Origin of the sequence: Nocardia sp. NPDC051911, from assembly GCF_040681035.1 — a bacterium.
GTDB lineage: Bacteria > Actinomycetota > Actinomycetes > Mycobacteriales > Mycobacteriaceae > Nocardia > Nocardia sichangensis.
In genome coordinates this window covers 110119-126847 of record NZ_JBFAXY010000020.1, presented here as the reverse complement: position 1 = coordinate 126847, position 16729 = coordinate 110119, and the positions used below count along the sequence as shown (strand labels likewise).

Below are 16729 nucleotides of genomic sequence, written 5' to 3'. Positions count from 1 at the left end.
TTTCAGCTCAATGCCAGGACGCGATCCCACGGACGCGCGGGAGCCTCGGCCGCAGTGCCGAGCATCCCGTCCGGAATCACCGACAACAGCGCGCACGCCACCCCCGCGGAGCCCTCGAGGATCCCGGCGACATCCAGCAACTTGAACTCCGTAGGCCCCGGCGCCGACCGCGGATACCGCATCGGATGCCGGAAGCCGAATGGCGCGTCGGCATCCGCCATGGCCAAAATGGTGGAGGCGAGACGGGTTTTCGCGCCGAGCAGCACGTCGTCCCGCTCTGCCGTGCCGATTCGATGGACGATCTGCAGCAAGCCCGCGTAACCGTGGCATACCGTCGGCCCCGCGAGGGTCCAGCGCGATTCGTCCCTGGCGAGGGCATCGTGTAGAGCACGGACAGCGTGCAGGCGCCACTCGGCGATGTCGAGGGTTTCGCCCGCATGGTGTACCGCCGCCGCGACTCCCGGCGCGCCGTAGCACCAGGCGGTCCGCGTGAACAGGCTGCGCGGCGGTGCGGCGGCGACTTCGTCATCGAATCCGACTCGGCAGGGCCAGTACGTGCCCTGGTCGTCGGTGCGTATCCACCGGATCAACCACGTGACCATTCGCACCAGAGCCTCTCGCAGTCCCGGCACCTCGTGGCCACGGCGCAGGGCCAGCGACATGATCATGACCGGCCCTGGAATTCCATGCGCGAGACCTAGATTGAAGTCACCACGCGGGTAGTCGCGGCGGTCCTGCTCGACTGCTTGCCGTGCTGCGGGGACCCACCAACCAGGTACTTCATGGCCATCGACGGTGATCGGCCGGCTGATGGTCACCAGGTAACCGAGCGTCTCCCTCAGGGCGTGCTCGACCTGCGTGTCGTTCTCGACGGGATCCTCGACCGAATCGAGCAGCAGCCGTGCCGTGCCGGACAAGCCGTTGACGATGTCGTAGCACTCCCAGGAGATGCCGGGTCCCGGCGCGGCTCGGCACTGCCGCAGCCGGGTCAGTTGATCAGCGGCGAGCCACGCGGCGAGCCTGCGCCGCAGACCGGGATAGTGGTCGCGGCAGGTCTGGGTGGCCGCCAGCAAGGAAGCCGGTCCCGCGTACAGGCCCCGGCTCGGTTGATCGGGCAGCACGGCCCCCGCCGCTTGCACATGCCGATGAGTGACGCTGAACCAATCGGGAATTCTCGCGGCCAACTCCGCGTAGAACAGCGCCGTACCCGGCAGGCCGTTGGACAAGGTCGTCGGGCCCCACATGCCGGCGCCGTAGATGGGATCGCGGTTGTCCGGACGGCCGGCTATGCCGGCGACGGCGGCGGGGTCGCGGAGACGGGCGGCAACGAGCGACACTATTTCGGCGGCCCGCTCGGCCACCGAGCCGACCTGCCGCTGATCGACGTTGCTCATCGCGCGTAGTTCCTCCTGTTGAAGTTGTCCTGCACCGCTCCGCGGGCGATGGCGACGGCTGCCCGCTCCCGATCGCTGTCCCCACCGAAGAGCCGATTGCAGGTCATGTGCATCAGGCTGCCGATGAGCCGGTGGGGCCGTGTCCTGCTGCCCGCTGACGCGAGGCGCAGTTCGCCGACGGCCGCGTCTCGTGGCCGGAGTGCCTCGAGCGCCGCCGCCCCGTGCGGGTCGGCGCGCAGCGTGCTCCACCCGCCGTAAGGGTCGACGATCCCGCGCCAGCGCTGCGCATCCACCCGGTATGTGCCGGGCAGGGTCTTGCGTGAGCCCGTCAGCGACAGCCAGGCCATCGCCGCGTCGTCGCTCCGGGCGCCGTGACCTGCCGGGTCCGCCTCTGGCAACCCGAAAGCGTCAGCGATCGCAGCGACGGAAACCGCCGCGAATGCGTCGAGCGAATGGGTGCACGTAGGCTCCTCGACCAGATCCAGGAAGCGGATCGCGGCCTCGCTGTCGGCTTCGAACACCCGCTCGGCTGCGGCCATCGCCGCCGCACCGCCGTATCGTTCGGTTTCGGCGTCGTACTGGTCGAGGCGATGAGCTCGGATCAGACCGCCGCGGTGCAAGTCGTCGAGTCGCCTGCCGAGCGGGCGTACGACGGCGCCCCAGATCTCGTCCGGCACGCCGTGGAAGCGAACCCGTAGATGCGGCCCGTCGGGGTCGGTGTACCGGATGAAGAACCAGCGGTCGCAACCATGCCCGCGTGCCTGCTCGACCAGTTCCGGCAAGTGAACGCGGAGGAAGTCGCTCTGGCGCGACGCCGGCAGGTACAACGCGAGAGACAGCCAGTCGCTTCCGAGTCCGGCCGGTCGGCGGTCCGGTTCCAGGTACCCGCCGTGCGGCGATCGGGCCGGTCGTGCATCGCGGCGCGACAGCGGGACGACCACCTCCATCGCGTGTCCGTGGATTCCGTCGGTGAAGTCGTCGTCGCCGGGCACCTCGTGGGCGACGATGGCCGGGTCCTTGCGCAGCTCGTCCCACAGCAGTTCCAGATGCGCCGGATCGGTCAGGTCGAACAGCAGCCGTTGATCCATCTGTACGGCCAGGATTCGATCCGGCACCCGCCATTCGCGGCGCCACTGATCGACCGCGGCGGCGAATTCCGATTCGGGCACATCGATCAGCGCGTCCATACGCCATACCGCGGGCGCGAGGACGAGGCGGCGGTGCCGGACGCGCGGCACGAACGGCAGCTCCGACAAGCCGGCCCAGGTCCACGGCTCCCACAACCGTTGGCCTTCGAGCCCGATCTCCCAGAGCAGCCGGGAGACGTTGGGCGCTTGCGTCATCGGGCTGATCATGGTGTTGAGCACTGGAACGATCTCGCGGCCGGTAGGCAAATGTATCGCGCATATTCGCTCCGTCGTCGCGCCGATGGCCACGTCGGCGAGCGGGATCTCGTCGATACCGGGAGCATCGGGCAGACCGACGCTGATCCGGACACCGCTGTGCGCCGTGGAATGCGCGAGGTTCGCGGCCTTGCCGGACCGGGGCATGAAGGACAGATCGACCCGGGCCGCATTCGTGACATGGACCGGAATCGCGCCGGACTCCGCCGCGACGTCCGCGCGGAGGTCCGGCGGCAGCAGGTCCGCGAACCGGGCCAGGGTCGCTCCGGCGTGGTGCGAGCCTGGACTCGGGGCTACCACGACACGGAAGTCACCGGCGGACAACGCGTCCAGCGATCGTGCGATGACGTGGAAGGTGATCTCGCACGAGTTCGGTACGTCGGCGGCTGGCTCGTCGCCGGGAATCAGCTCGTCGAGCAGCTCGTCGGACAGCTCGATCTCACGGGCGCCATCACGCAGGGCGGTGCCGATCAGGCGGTGCAACAACCGAATCCGGGACGCGTCACGGTCGATCGCCCGCTCCGCCGCCTCTTCACTGTTCGGCCAGCTGTATCCGGCGGGCGCACCCAGGCCCCGGGCGGGATCGAGGAGTTCACGGATGCCGATGATCCGATCGGTACCGTAGCGCTCCAGGAACTTCTCGTGATAGTCCCGCAGCGCTGCGAGCCCGAGCTTGGGTGCCGACATCCGCCACATCAGCGCCGCCGCCCGCTCGACTTCGGTGCGTACCTCGTCGGGGAGCTGAACCTCGACATCCAAGGCGGTGTCGATGTGCAGTGGCGTCTCGTGGGCGTGGAATTCGCGCGCCAAGTCGGCTGTCTCGATCAGCCGTGCGGTACCGGGACCCAGTGGTAGCCGGTCGCTCGACCGCCGGTGCTCGTCGATGTCGCGCAGTGCGCGCAACGCGTTCGCGATCGGCGCCGCAGGCTGGTCGATCTCGGCGAGAACCTCGATCACATGGCACAGCGGATCGCCGCCGTCCAGCGGCGGCCGCAGATCGGTAAGCAGGAATTCCTGCTCCACCAGCATTCGGATCAATTCGGCGACACGTGTCGGCGGGGCGCCGAACCGCGTCGCGGTCGTCGCGGTGAGCTCACCTACCGCGACGGTGCGCGCGGCCGCGTTGAGCACCACCTCCACCACGGGCGAGTCGCGTATCGAGACGTCCGATCGGGTCGCTCCGTCCAGTGGCGCACCCAGCGGGGACGGACAATCGAGCACGACCCGCTCGCCGCGGCGGGTCAGCGCGGGGTGGGCACGAACACTCAAGCGGGGCAACAACTCCGGAAGGTCCTGCAAGTCGTGCACGACACCGAGGAGCCACTGCATGTCGAGGTGCGTCCTGGTGCGGTGGGCGGTGCCGCGATCGAGCTTTGCCGACGAGCCGAAGCGCCCGCCCGCCACACCGGAGAAAACCCCGAACGGAGTCGGTCGCGTGCGTGTTCTGATGTCGTAGCGCAGCACCGCCAGGGCGGCGCGACGCAACTGGCTCGCCTTGATCTCCGCGTGCTCTCCACGGTGGACGCGATCGAGCAGGCGGCCGAGACTCGGCGTCGCCAGCATGATCGCGGCGCGCAGCTCGTGGTCCGCCACCGCGGCTCGCACGATGTCGAGGTGGCTGCCCGTCGTCGGCAAACCGCTGCCCCCGACGCGCAGCGGAGCCCGGAGCAGGAAGACGTCCCATGCGCGGAAGATCGAATCCGACACCAGCCCAATTCCTTCGAAGTGTTCGACGATGTGGGGTGTCCGGGCCGAGCGGCGGTGCTCGACCCGGACCTCCGGATCAACAGCAGTGGCTGCAGCCGCTGCCGCCACCCGAGCTGGTGCAGCCGGGGGTGCAGTACGACCAGCTGGTGACCGCCGCGTTGCCCTGGATGTTGCCGACACCCACACGGATGTCGAGATCGAACAGGTCGACGGTTTCCACTGTCTCCACCGGTTCCACGGACGCCGTACTCACGGTGTTCTCCCTTCTGAGGCGAGTGCCCGGCCGATCGAACGACTCGGCCGAGGGAGGCCCAGCGATCCCACCGGGCCCTGCGGCCGGTGCTGTCCCCCCCGGGTATCGAGAAAAGCAGCGCCCCTGCGGCGGTACAACGTCGCGATCGGTATCTGGCAGCCGCGCCGTGGGCTGCCAACATGCGCCGGGCACCGCCGCGCGGATGTCGCCTCCGCCGCGGTTGAACCATTCGGAACCCGACCGCTACACAAGTGGGTGTGGACTCGGACGAAGCGCTGCTGGCCGCGGTGGCAAGGGGGGACCAGGCATGTTTGCGCGTGCTCTACGAGCGGCACGCGCCGACGATGCTGCGGTTGGTTCGCAGGATGACGACGCAGAGCGGGGTCGCCGAGGAGATCCTGCAGGAGACTTGGCTCGCCGTCTGGCGCTCGGCGGACAGCTTCCGCGGCGAGTCGTCGGCGCGCGGCTGGCTGTTCGGCGTCGCGAAGCGTCAGGCCCACAACTACTTGCGCAAGTCCGTGCTGGTGACGGTCGACCTGGACGAGACCGCGGAACTGTCCGACCGGACCGGCACCGTCGAAGACATCGTCCTGGCCAATGCCGCCAGGGCCGATCTCGTCGCGGGAATCCGCGAACTGCCCGAGCATCTGCGTGAGGTGTTGCTGCTCGTCCTGGTCGACGACCTGTCCTATCCGGACGTCGCCGCGATCCTCGGTATCCCGGTCGGCACGGTGAAGAGCCGGATGTCCCATGCCCGTAAGCGGTTGGCGCTGGCGTTGGCCGGCACCACCGCCGACCTGTCCACCCGATATGGAGGTGAGAAGTGACTTCCCCGATCTCATGGGGGCCGCATCTTTCGGATGACCAGTTGGTCGGTGGACGCGACGATGCCGCCGCCGCGCACCTGAGCGCCTGTCCTGATTGTCAGGCCCGCGCCGAGGGCTGGCAGAACGTGGCAGTCGCCGCGCGGCAGGTCTCCGCCGCATCGGCCGGTGTGTTCCGCACCCCTTCCTTCGATGCGCTGCTCGGCGATGCCCTCGGCATGCCGTGGTCCACGCCGAGGCGAGCGCGGGCCCTCGGATGGCCCGGGGCGCTGTCGGTGGCCGCGGCGCTGGTGCGCGCACAGCTGCGCCTATTGCCGCGCGCGCTGCTCGTGCTGAGCGTGCTCGGCTTCGTGGGGTGCGTCGTCGGGGCCGTGCTGACGAAGCGAAGCGAGTCCGCGCCGACCGTGTTCGGCCTTGCGGTAACCCTGGTGTTCCAGGCCGGAACCCTGACCGCGTGCCGATCGCGATCGGATCCGCGGCTGGAGTTGTTCAGCACTCTGCCCATCCCGCCCGCCGTGGTGTTCGCGTGCAGGCTGGTGCTGGTTCTGCTCGCCGACACCGCGCTCGCGCTGTTCACCTCCGTGCTGGCGAACCGCCTGGGCGCGGCGTCGGACGTCTCGGCCATGATCGCGGGCTGGCTCGGTCCGGCGATGTTCGCCTCGGCGGTCGGTGTCGTCTGCGCGGTCTGGAGTTCCGCGCAGATCGGGGCCGTGGCCGGGGCAGTCGTATGGCTGCTCGGCGCCGCCGCGTCCTCGGATGCCGGTCCGGCGCGACGAATCGGCGCGCTGATCGAGCCACTGTGGTCCACCTCGACGGCATCGCTCGTGCTCGCGGCGCTGCTGCTGGTTGTCGCCGCGGTCGGGATGAGCAGGCCGCGATACGACGCGGTGGTCGGATGAACCCATTCGCGCCGACCCGCTACCACCACGATATGAATCCGATCTGGCTGTACGAAGCTCGCCGCTGCGGGGGAGGTGTGCTGGCCCTTCCGCTGCTGGTGGCCGCGTTGATCGCCCTCGCGTCGGCCGTGTTCGGCGCCGACGAAGTGTTGTGGAGCGCCGCGTTCGAAGCCATCCCGCTGGTGGCGGGACTGGCTTGTGCGACAGCCGTAGGGCGAGAGCGGTCGATCGAGGTGCAGCTGAGTGTGCCGACGCCGTACCCGGTGACCGTCGGGCGGCGGGTCGCACTCGTCCTCGGTACGACGGCCTGCGCCGTGGTGCTGAGCGGCCTGTCCGCGATGATCACCGATGGGCCCGCCGTCCTGGCGGGCAATCTGGTCTTCGCGCTCGCGCTGATCAGCATCGCGACTTGGGTCGGCGCCGGTTTCGGTTCCACCAGTGGAGCCTCCGCCGTCGTCACGACGGTGTGGTTGGTCAAACTATTGCTGCTGAGCGAGGTCGCGCGGCACACTCAGGCGGTGCTACTGCTCGCCCTCGCGGCGTCGTGCGTCCGGCCGACCCTCCTGCGCGTCACCGACAGCGCGGCACAGTTGCGCGGAGCACACCGATGAGCGCCTTCCTGGGGCTGGGCGCGACCATCCGCTATGAGGCGACGCTCGCACTCCGGCAGCGGGTGTTGTGGTTGTCGCTGCTCCCGCTCACCGCGTTGATCATGGTACTCGGCGGCTTTCCGCACGGCCGGAACCGAAGCGGGGAGATGGCCGCGATCGGTGACACCGCTCTGCTGATCAATTTCCTCGGTTCCCTCGGCATCGCCATCGCGCTGGCCGACCGCTTGGCCGGGCAGCGCAGACCCGGTCTGCGTGAATTGTTCGGGGCCACCCCAGCAGGCGGTGGGATCAGGTCTCTCGGTGTCCTTCTCGGGCCATGGCTGGTCGCGTCGATTCCCAGCGCGCTCGTCTTGTCGGCCATGGGCGCGTGGCTGACTATCACCACCGGCGAGCCGGAGCTGTCGGTTGCGGCGGCAGTCGGACTGCTGACGATCGTGGCGCCGGGATCGCTGCTGCTCACCGTCCTGGCCAACGTCGCGAGCCTGCTGCTGCCCAGCACCGTCGTCCGCGTGCTGCTCTTACCGTTCTGGTACTGGGCTACGGTGCTGACGCCACTGATCCCTCTCCCGACGGTGGCCAGGACAGTGCTGTCCCCGCTCGGCGACTACCAAGCGGCGCAATGGCTGGACGTCACGCTGGCCCGTCAGGACGGCGGCTGGCTGCATCCGGCGCCCGGTTTCCTCCATGGAGTCGCCGCGCTCGGAATCACCCTCGCGACCACGGCACTCGCCTTTCTCGTCGGCCATCTGCTGCTGGCCGAGAACCGTTGAGCTGGAATGGAGTTCGGATGACCATCACCCTGCGCAACGTCACCAAGGTCTATCGAGGCGGCACGGTCGCCTTGCACGAGATAGACCTGACCGTCCTCGAGGGCATGACCGGACTGCTCGGCACCAACGGAGCAGGCAAGACCACCCTGATCCGGATCCTGACCGGAACCATTCGGCCGACCTCGGGGACGGTATCGGTCTGCGGCCACGACCTGTCCACCACCGCGGGACGCACCGCCGCGAAGCGGCTGCTCGGTTATCTGCCGCAAGAGCTCACGCTCTACGCGGACTTGACCGGACGAGAGTTCCTCGACTACGTCGCTCTGCTCAAAGGCATCGACGACAAACGGAACCGGTGGTCCCAGATCGACAGCTTGCTGGAGCGGGTCGGATTGGATTCGGCCGGTGCGCAACGGATCGGCCGGTATTCCGGTGGCATGAAACGCCGACTCGGTATCGCGCAGACACTGCTCGGGGACCCGAAGCTGATCATCGTGGACGAACCGACGGCCGGACTCGACCCCGAGGAGCGGATTCGCTTTCGCGCTCTGCTCGGCCGGCTCGGCGGCGATCGGATCGTCGTCCTCTCCACCCACATCCTCGACGACGTGGCGCACAGTTGCCCGATGGCGGCCGTGCTGACCGAAGGCCGGATGGCCTATCACGGCACGACGCCCGGATTGGTTGCCCTGGCCGAGGGCCGGACGCATTTGGTGCGCGCCTCCCACGAGCCGCGCGGCGACTTCACCGTGGTGAACGTCACCAGCACCGCCGAGGGACCGGAGTACCGGATCGTCGGACCGACGCCGCCGCCCGGCTCGCGTCCGGTTGCTCCGACCTTGGACGACGGCTATATCGCTCTGCTGCGAACCGCCAGGGCGGGGACGCCGTGATCACGCCGTCGCGCCGCCGGTGAGTGTCCTCAGGTAAGCGTGCTGACGTGGGAACCGGGCACGCAGCACACCACCGATCGCTTGTGCGTGCTGGTCGGTGGCGCACCACAGCGGAAGCAGGATGGCGTATCGGCCGCCCACGGCCGTGCTAGCCAGCTCCTCCAGCAGACAGTGTTTCCCCTGTTGAACGAAGAACTCGCGTAGCTTGTCGTCGACCTCGTCGCGGACTATGCCCTCTGCCGTGCGGTAGCGGCTGGAATCAGCAAGAGCCGCATACCAATCGCGGAGTTCGGTGAGATGAATCGCGCGGGCGGCACTGCGGTGTTCGTCCGTTCCGATGGCCTGCAGAACCGCTTCGGCCTCGGCCTGGCTGTCCACCCACTGCAGTACGACCGCCTGCGGCGGGCGAAGTCCGTTGCGCCTCGTGTGCGGGCCGACCGTGAGGAGCGCGGTGCGCTCGGCGGCGACCGCGAAGTCGAAGCCGTGCCGGGCCGAGCGAAACCACAGATCCCAGTCCTCGTATCCGGCGTGTTCGGTCGTCCAGTAACCGACCTCCGCCAGCAGCTTTCGCACGTGACCGACGCGGGTCGGCTCGAACATGGCATTGGTGGTCTGCAATTCGGGATGCCAGATCAGATCGGTGAAGCCACTGCGATCCAGCTCCGCGTCGGACTCGTCGACCCGTATGCAGCCGGTGGCGGCGAGTGCGGCGCCGCCGTCGAGCAGCCCGAGCAGTGTCGCGAGGTGGGTCGGTGACCACCGATCATCGTGGTCCAGGTACGCGACATACGGCGCCGTCGCTGCCGCGACCCCCGCATTGCGCGGCCCTCCGGGGTGCCCGTAGGGGCCGACGCGCAGCAGTTGTATCCGCGGGTCGCGATAGGCGCGGACGACGTCGTCGGTGTCGTCGGTGGAGCCGTCCGAGACGACGAGCAGCGTCCAGTCGGCGACGGTCTGCGCCAGTACGCTGTCTATCGTTGCCCGGATCGCCGTGGAACGGTTGAACGTCGCGCACACGATATCGATCCGGGACGGCCGGTGAACGGACAACAACTCTCCTGGGTCGGGTGGGGCCTGTTCTCGACCTTATTCGCCGCGGCTGCCATCGCCGCTCATGAACCGAAAGATGGCAGTGCGCAACGTTATGGATAGAAGAATTCCACTGTGCTCGGAGGAGGGGACGATGATTCGGCGTCTAGTGATCGGTGTGGTTTCCTGCGGTGTATTGGCCGTCGCGGCGTGTGGTGGCGGTTCGGGGGCCAAGGACCCGGATCATCCGAATCCGGTTCCGGTGCCCGAGCCGACATCCAACAGCCAAGCGGTGGCCAGTGAGAACCTCGGCTACCTGTGGCCGTTCACGATCGCGCACGGCACCATCGAATGCCGCGCGGGCGAGGTTGCGGTGTTCGTCGCTCCGGACGGAAAGGCGTACGCGCTCAACGAAAGAGCAGAACAAGCCGGGCTGGCCAGTATCGAACCCCTTCGCGCGAACGGTGCCGGGGGCGACAAGATCAGTCTCGGCGCCCTGCGCAGCCGCGCGCTGGCGCTTTGCAAGTTCGCGGGCTAGGAAGTCGGGTGGCTCAGCGGCTGTTCGGGTTGTACGGGTAATCCTGCACCCAGTGGAACCGGCGGCTCAGCAATGGAAATGTGCCTGTGTCGAGATGCCGAAGCCCGATCTCCACGCGGTGACCCTCGAGCGTGCCGGACAATCGCGCGCTGTCCGCTGTCGGGATTTCGAGCGTCAGCGTCGAGATGACGTTCGGCGAGTCGTACCGGCTCAGATCCAACCGATGGTTGGCCACGTCGACGGTTGCTCGGTAGACGGTGATGGAGTCGTCCATACGCTGCACCTTGAACTCGCCGGGGTATTCGAAGAACACGCGCCGCCAGCGTCGGTCATCGGTGACGAGCGGCGGCACCTCACGGCCGTCCGATACCAGCCGATCCACCTGCCATATTCCGTACATCGGAGGCTTCGGTCGCCCTTCGCCATGTTCGCTCCACGCGGCCATACAGTCCTGCGCAATGGGGATCGCGATCCACAGCCCCAGCAGTATCTGTCCGAGCAATGCCATGCGGTTCAACCGGCGGGTCTCGAACAGTGCAGGCAGGGTCGACAGCCCGACCGGTCGATGGGACAAGAGCACGTTCAGCAGCCTGCCGAGGTCTGGCGCCAGCAGGAAGACACTCATCGACAACAGATGTAACGACATCGACTTGACCGGTACGTCGTAGGTCAGATTCAGCACGAAGACCTGGGTCAAGCCGATGGTGCCGAGCAGCGCGCCGAGGGTCGTCGTACGCGGCAGCACGAGCAGCATGCCGCCGATGGCTTCGAAACTGCCGATCATGATCTCGTAGGCAGGTGCGGCGCCGACCGACGACCAGAGCAACCCCATCGGCGTCAGCTCGCCGAACGGCGTCACCAGCGTGGTCAACGGTGGTGACGGCATCTGCGTCAACAACACTTTCGCTGTGCCGTACAGCATCAGCTGCCCCGCAAGCGTGAACCGCAGAAACAGCCGGAACCAGACGAGCAGCGCCGGGTAGGCAGCTCGGTGGCGATCCAGAACGGACCAGACGAGGGTGGCCACGGCAGCGATGACCAACAGACAGCACAGCAGCACCCAGTCGTAGGTCCGGTCGCTACTCGCGGTCGCTTCGTGCACCAGCGGTTCGTGCACGCCGAAGACATGCGCGGCGGCCCAGTCCACGAGGGGAGCGGGCAGCAGTCCTGCGCTCAGTCCCGCGGACGGTCTGCTCACGAACCCGAGCAAGGGGCTGATCACCTGGGTGCACAAGCAGTAGAGAGCGAAATAGCCGAAACAGAAGCGGAATGCGATGCGCGTCAGTGGGTGCCACGCGCGCACCGCCGGGGCATCGTCTTGTTCCTGACGCGGCTGCGCAGCGATGATCACCGTCATTCGATCTCGATCCTGCGCTCGCCGGTGCCGACGAGCGCGGTCAGCGCCCGCGGGGCGGGCGAGTCAGTCCGGTGCGATGGACGCCGTGCGCCAGTCGTCGAGTTCCGCCAGGAAGTCGATGAGAACGAGCTGATTGCTCGCGGTGAGTGCGGCGCCGTCGAGGACTTTCTGGAAGATGTGGCGGTACAGCTCGACCGTCGCCCGGTCGTAGTCATAGCGGAACGTCGCCCGGTCGTCGATGCCGTGCATCGGCTCGTCGATGCCGTTGTCGGCCGCGAACCGGGCCAACCGGGCCACCTGCCCTTCGGTCAGGCCGTCCGGGAAGAGGATCTGCCACCGTTGCGCTGCGGGCTCGGCCATGATGGTGCTCCAATCGTGTCAGTCGAAGTCGAAGAAACTGTCGTCCGCGTCATAGATTTCCTCGCGCGGATACGCCAGGTCTCGCAACCAGTCGTCGAACCGTTGGATGAGCCCGCGGATCGGTGCCAGGTCCTGGTCGGCCGTCGGCTCGTTGTTCACCACCTTGCGCAAGACCTGGCGGCAAGCATCCACTTCGGTGCTGTCGAGGACGCCCGAAAACCAGAACCGCGGGTCTCGCCCCGTCCGGAGGAAAGCCGCCGAGTCCGCGGGGGCCATGCCCTCTGCGACCGCGTAATCCGCGATACGCTCGACGTTCTCCTTCGTGATCCCCGGTTCGAAGCGTATTTGCCACGTTCCGGCGGCGGCCGGAGCAGCCGGGATCCGGTCGTTCGGACGATCCAAGTCAGTCACCAATCCGGTTGAGGTTTTCGTCGTACGTCCCCATCCGGGTGTCCTTCGAGGCGAGCCTTTCCGGGGAACTCGCCATCGGGTGCCGCGAGCGCCACACACATGCGGGCTGTCATCGGCAGTTGCCGGCTCGGAAGACCGCTACATCACCGTGACGATGTAGGCGTCCTCGTTGATCGCCACGGAGACTCCGCCCCAGGTCACCAGCCAGGTGCGGTGCTCGGGCTGCCATTGCCCCTCGTAGTGGCTGTAGATGGCGGACTCGACCTGATCCTCGTTGATCCGGCGCTCGGCCATTCGCTGGCGTGCGTGATCGGTGTATCCCGCGATGTAGTGGGGGCGGCGCCCCGCCACCGCGTCGAAGTCGATCTCGGTCACCGTCGCGGGCCGCTCGCTCAGGACGACGGCGGAACTCGCGCCCGGAACGACGGCGGAAGCCGCCGCCGCGAACGGTATGCCGGACAGCAGAATGGCGAAGCCGGCCAACGGTGCCGCGGCCGCGCGGATGATGGATCGCATAGTTCCCCTCCTGAATGACTTCGGGCGCGCTACCGCCCGGTGGCCGGGTGGCGTCCGAACCGGGCTGCCCACCCACAGCGGATCCCATAGTGCCCCCGCTGGGCTCGGGAAACGTCGGCCCATGCGGTTTATGGCACCCGCATGGCAGCCGAGCCGGTCAGGATGTGGCAGCCGCCGCAGATGTGGCAGCCGGGGAGGGGGTGTGGCGTTCAGCCGAACTCGATGCCTTGGGCGAGGGGGAGTTCGGTGGAGTAGTTCACGGTATTGGTGGCTCGGCGCATGTACGACTTCCAGGAGTCCGAGCCGGATTCGCGGCCGCCGCCGGTCTGCTTCTCGCCGCCGAAGGCGCCGCCGATCTCGGCGCCCGAGGTACCGATGTTGACATTGGCGATCCCGCAGTCAGATCCGTCGGCGGCGAGGAAGCGTTCGGCCTCGCGCTGGTCTGTGGTGAAGACGGCGGACGAAAGGCCCTGCGGCACTTCGTTGTGCAGGGCGATCGCGCGATCGAAGTCGTCATAGGTGAGCACGTAGAGGATCGGCGCGAAGGTCTCCTCCCGCACCACCGCGGTCTGGGCGGGCATGCGCACGATGGCGGGCCGCACGTAGTAGGCGTCGTCACCGAACCCATCGACTCGCTCGCCGCCGCAGACCAGTTCGCCACCGTCGGTCACGGCCTTGTCGAGCGCCGCGCGCATTCCGGTGTATGCCTTGCCGTCGATCAGCGGCCCGACCAGCACCCCGTCGTCGAACGGATCGCCGACGGACAGTTGCCGGTACGCCCGTTCGAGTCGGTCCAGCAGCGGGCCGGCCACGCTTCGGTGCACGATCAGCCTGCGCAGTGTCGTGCAGCGCTGCCCGGCCGTGCCCGCCGCCGCGAACACGATGGCTCGCGCCGCGAGGTCGAGGTCGGCGGACGCGGTGACGATCGCGCCGTTGTTGCCGCCCAGTTCCAGCAGGCAGCGCCCGAGCCGCTCGGCCACCCGTGGCGCCACCAGCCGACCCATCCGCACCGAGCCGGTCGCGCTCACCAGCGCTACCCGCTCGTCGTCGACCAGGCGGGAGCCGACGGCGCTCGCACCCTGGATCAATTGATGGATCTCGGGGTCCGCGTCCACTTCGCGGGCCGCCCGTCGCAGCAGCGCGTGACAGGCCAGCGCGGTCAGCGGCGTCGTCTCCGACGGCTTCCACACCACGGTGTCGCCGCAGACCAGCGCGATCGCCGTATTCCATGCCCAGACCGCGACCGGGAAGTTGAACGCCGAGATCACCCCGACCACGCCGAGCGGATGCCAGGTTTCCATCAACCGGTGGCCAGGACGTTCCGAGGGCATGGTGTGGCCGTACAGCTGCCGGGACAGGCCGATGGCGAATTCGCAGACGTCGATCATCTCCTGTACCTCACCCGCGGCCTCGGCGGGGATCTTGCCCGCCTCGAGCGTGACGAGCTCGGCCAGGTCGCTCTTGTGCGCGGTGAGCAGCCGACCGAGGCTGCGCACGACCCCGGCCCGGACGGGCGCCGGAACCCCGCGCCAGGCGCGGAAGGCGGTAGCGGCCCGGCCGATCGCGGCGTCGACCTCGTCGAGCGAGCTGGATCGCACGGTGGTCAGCTGCCCTCCGGTGATCGGAGTGCGTGCGGGCAGATCGCCGGGTTCCGATGGCGGCGCGCCCAATTGGCGCAGCACCGCTTCCGCGCGGGCGGCGAGTCGCTGGGTGGCCTGGTCGTCGAGTACATCGGTCATCTGTTGTTCCGCCATACCTTTCGGCCGCGTCGCGGCGTGTCTGTCCCACATAGCGGGAGGGTGGAGGTCAGGTTCCGGACACGAGGCGGGCTGCCTGAGTTAGCCTTCGCTGATGGCGGATACACCGGCAAGACCCGTACTCGATGACATCGATCGCCTGCTGATTCGTGAACTGATGGCCGATGGACGGGCCACTCTGTCGAACCTGGCCGAAAAGGCGAGTCTGTCGGTGTCCGCGGTGCAGTCACGGGTCCGCCGATTAGAGGCGCGCGGTGTGATCCGCGGGTACACCGCGCACGTCGATCCGGAAGCCCTCGGCCAGCTGCTGTCTGCATTCGTCGCGATCACTCCTCTCGACCCGTCGCAACCCGATGACGCGCCGGCGGTGTTGCAGCACATCCCCGGCATCGAGGCCTGCCACTCGGTGGCCGGTGAGGAGAGCTACATCCTGCTGGTGCGCGTGGCGTCCCCTCGGCACCTCGAGCAGTTGCTCCAAGAGATCAGAGCCACCGCCAATGTGCGCACCAGGAGCACCATCATCCTGCAGACATTCTACGACAGGTGACGATTCGGTGTAATTAATCCGCCATGTTGTAGAGGTTCCGTAAATTTTTACGTACCCTCAGGGCGTGACCATCGAACTGGAACGCACCCGCCCGGCGGTCACCCCCGCCGCCCGGGTCCACGAGATCTTGTCGGCGAGCATCCTGGCCGACGGCTTCGACTTGGTACTCGACCTCACCCGTTCCCGTGGCTGCCGCCTCGTCGACGAACGCGACGGCAGCCCCTACCTGGATATGTTCGGCTTCTTCGCGTCCAACGCGCTGGGCATGAACCACCCCGCTCTGAGCGAGGACGCCCAGTTCCGGGCCGAGCTGCTCACCGCGGCGGTGAACAAGCCGAGCAACTCCGACATATACACCGTCGAGATGGCCCGCTTCGTCGAGACGTTCGTGCGGGTGCTCGGCGACCCGCGACTACCGCACCTGTTCTTCATCGATGGCGGCGGACTCGCGGTGGAGAATGCCCTCAAGATCGCGTTCGACTGGAAGAGCAGGCACAACGAAGCACACGGCCGCCCAGCGGAACTCGGCGCCAAAGTGCTGCACCTGACCGGCGCGTTCCACGGCCGCACCGGTTACACCATGTCGCTCACCAATACCGATCCGGTGAAGACCGCGCGTTTCCCGAAATTCGACTGGCCGCGCGTCAAGTCGCCTTATCTCACCGACGCGTTCGACGTCGAGGAGGCGGAGGCCTGCGCGCTGACCCAGGTGCGGCGGGCATTCGAGGAAAGCCCGCACGACATCGCGTGTTTCATCGCCGAGCCGATCCAGGGCGAGGGCGGCGACCGGCATCTGCGTCCACAGTTCCTGCAGGCCGTGCAACGGTTGTGTCACGAGAACGACGCGCTGTTCGTGCTGGACGAGGTGCAGACCGGCGTAGGCATGACCGGAACGGCCTGGGCCTACCAGCAACTCGGCTTGGCGCCGGACGTCGTCGCGTTCGGTAAGCGGACCCAGGTGTGCGGCGTCATGGCGGGCGGGCGGGTGGACGAGGTACCCGACAACGTCTTCGCGGTCAGCTCCCGGCTCAACTCGACCTGGGGCGGCAACCTGGCCGACATGGTGCGCAGCAGGCGCACCCTGGAGGTGTTGGAGCAGGACGCGCTGATCGAACGCTCCCGGCCGTTGGGGGCGCACCTGCTCGAACGGCTCGGCGCGCTCGCCGCCCGGCACGCCGATGTCAGCGAGCCGCGCGGGCGCGGCCTGATGTGCGCGATCACCCTGTCGTCCTCCCGGCTGCGCGACGAGGTACTCACCGCGCTGCGTGAGCGCGAGCACGTGCTGATCCTCGGCACCGGCGAGCGGGGCATCCGGTTCCGTCCTCCGCTGACGGTCACCGGCGCCGAACTGGACGAGGCCGTCGACGCGCTGGATCGGGTGCTGACCAGCCTCGCATAACGCACGGAGGTTCGATCCGGACATTCCGGTGCACTCCGGCGCGGGCGCGCCGGAATTCCGG

Annotated in this window: 18 protein-coding genes; 8 read left to right on the top strand and 10 right to left on the bottom strand. The window is 67.9% G+C overall.

Translation table 11 applies throughout. The features are described 5' to 3' along the window. Nucleotides 1–2: 2 nt before the first annotated feature. The 3 genes from AB0L97_RS24080 to AB0L97_RS24070 form a co-directional block, all read right to left on the bottom strand. Complete coding sequence (locus AB0L97_RS24080) at nucleotides 3–1394, bottom strand: lanthionine synthetase C family protein (RefSeq protein WP_364433266.1); 1392 nt, start codon at nucleotides 1392–1394, stop codon at nucleotides 3–5. Continuing rightward, the gene (locus tag AB0L97_RS24075; RefSeq protein ID WP_364433264.1) at nucleotides 1391–4504 is read right to left on the bottom strand and encodes a lantibiotic dehydratase; all 3114 of its coding nucleotides are present in this window, start codon (nucleotides 4502–4504) and stop codon (nucleotides 1391–1393) included. The genes AB0L97_RS24080 and AB0L97_RS24075 overlap by 4 nt, the downstream gene beginning before the upstream one ends. A gap of 76 nt (nucleotides 4505–4580) precedes the next feature. Then, nucleotides 4581–4757: a gallidermin/nisin family lantibiotic gene (locus AB0L97_RS24070; protein ID WP_281875328.1), complete on the bottom strand. Its 177-nt coding sequence runs from the start codon at nucleotides 4755–4757 to the stop codon at nucleotides 4581–4583. A 257-nt stretch (nucleotides 4758–5014) separates the two neighbouring features. Between AB0L97_RS24070 and AB0L97_RS24065 the strand changes: the two genes are divergently transcribed. From AB0L97_RS24065 to AB0L97_RS24045, 5 genes are read left to right on the top strand one after another with little or no spacing between them, the layout of a single operon-like run. After that, nucleotides 5015–5584: an RNA polymerase sigma factor gene (locus AB0L97_RS24065; RefSeq protein ID WP_364433261.1), complete on the top strand. Its 570-nt coding sequence runs from the start codon at nucleotides 5015–5017 to the stop codon at nucleotides 5582–5584. After that, entirely contained in the window at nucleotides 5581–6480 is a 900-nt protein-coding gene (locus tag AB0L97_RS24060) for a hypothetical protein (protein ID WP_355073498.1), read from the top strand. Before AB0L97_RS24065 ends, AB0L97_RS24060 begins: the two co-directional genes overlap by 4 nt. Continuing rightward, entirely contained in the window at nucleotides 6477–7091 is a 615-nt protein-coding gene (locus AB0L97_RS24055) for a hypothetical protein (protein WP_364433257.1), read from the top strand. Before AB0L97_RS24060 ends, AB0L97_RS24055 begins: the two co-directional genes overlap by 4 nt. Continuing rightward, complete coding sequence (locus tag AB0L97_RS24050) at nucleotides 7088–7861, top strand: hypothetical protein (RefSeq protein WP_364433254.1); 774 nt, start codon at nucleotides 7088–7090, stop codon at nucleotides 7859–7861. The genes AB0L97_RS24055 and AB0L97_RS24050 overlap by 4 nt, the downstream gene beginning before the upstream one ends. 17 nt (nucleotides 7862–7878) lie before the next feature. Beyond that, a complete protein-coding gene (locus AB0L97_RS24045) occupies nucleotides 7879–8754 on the top strand; it encodes an ATP-binding cassette domain-containing protein (protein WP_355073504.1) in 876 nt (291 codons plus the stop codon). Here the strand turns inward: AB0L97_RS24045 and AB0L97_RS24040 are convergent, their stop codons facing one another. Then, nucleotides 8755–9804: a glycosyltransferase gene (locus AB0L97_RS24040; protein WP_364433249.1), complete on the bottom strand. Its 1050-nt coding sequence runs from the start codon at nucleotides 9802–9804 to the stop codon at nucleotides 8755–8757. Nucleotides 9805–9937: 133 nt separating this feature from the next. Between AB0L97_RS24040 and AB0L97_RS24035 the strand changes: the two genes are divergently transcribed. Continuing rightward, nucleotides 9938–10321 carry a DUF2511 domain-containing protein gene (locus tag AB0L97_RS24035; protein WP_355073508.1) on the top strand — a complete coding sequence of 128 codons (384 nt, stop codon included), beginning with the start codon at nucleotides 9938–9940 and terminating at the stop codon, nucleotides 10319–10321. Nucleotides 10322–10334: 13 nt separating this feature from the next. Here AB0L97_RS24035 and AB0L97_RS24030 read toward each other — a convergent pair whose 3' ends face one another. The 6 genes from AB0L97_RS24030 to AB0L97_RS24005 form a co-directional block, all read right to left on the bottom strand. Beyond that, on the bottom strand, nucleotides 10335–11678 hold the full coding sequence (locus AB0L97_RS24030; protein ID WP_364433245.1) for a DoxX family protein: 1344 nt from the start codon (nucleotides 11676–11678) through the stop codon (nucleotides 10335–10337). A 63-nt stretch (nucleotides 11679–11741) separates the two neighbouring features. Next, nucleotides 11742–12038, bottom strand: coding sequence for a hypothetical protein (locus AB0L97_RS24025; RefSeq protein ID WP_355073512.1), 297 nt, complete (start codon nucleotides 12036–12038; stop codon nucleotides 11742–11744). Nucleotides 12039–12056: 18 nt separating this feature from the next. Further along, nucleotides 12057–12440, bottom strand: a complete 384-nt coding sequence (locus AB0L97_RS24020) for a hypothetical protein (RefSeq protein WP_364433241.1) — start codon at nucleotides 12438–12440, stop codon at nucleotides 12057–12059. A 1-nt stretch (nucleotide 12441) separates the two neighbouring features. Continuing rightward, nucleotides 12442–12525, bottom strand: a complete 84-nt coding sequence (locus tag AB0L97_RS24015; RefSeq protein WP_364433334.1) for a toxin C-terminal domain-containing protein — start codon at nucleotides 12523–12525, stop codon at nucleotides 12442–12444. Between the two features lie 62 nt (nucleotides 12526–12587). Further along, the gene (locus tag AB0L97_RS24010; protein ID WP_355073518.1) at nucleotides 12588–12965 is read right to left on the bottom strand and encodes a DUF4258 domain-containing protein; all 378 of its coding nucleotides are present in this window, start codon (nucleotides 12963–12965) and stop codon (nucleotides 12588–12590) included. Nucleotides 12966–13174: 209 nt separating this feature from the next. Next, nucleotides 13175–14704 (bottom strand): aldehyde dehydrogenase family protein, encoded by a 1530-nt coding sequence (locus tag AB0L97_RS24005; protein ID WP_364433237.1) that lies wholly within the window; start codon nucleotides 14702–14704, stop codon nucleotides 13175–13177. 112 nt (nucleotides 14705–14816) lie between these two features. On the opposite strand from AB0L97_RS24005, the gene AB0L97_RS24000 reads away from it, so the two are divergent. Both AB0L97_RS24000 and lat read left to right on the top strand, forming a co-directional pair. After that, entirely contained in the window at nucleotides 14817–15269 is a 453-nt protein-coding gene (locus AB0L97_RS24000) for an Lrp/AsnC family transcriptional regulator (protein ID WP_039796222.1), read from the top strand. A 64-nt stretch (nucleotides 15270–15333) separates the two neighbouring features. Continuing rightward, a complete protein-coding gene (gene lat, locus AB0L97_RS23995) occupies nucleotides 15334–16668 on the top strand; it encodes an L-lysine 6-transaminase (protein WP_364433233.1) in 1335 nt (444 codons plus the stop codon). Nucleotides 16669–16729 lie beyond the last annotated feature (61 nt).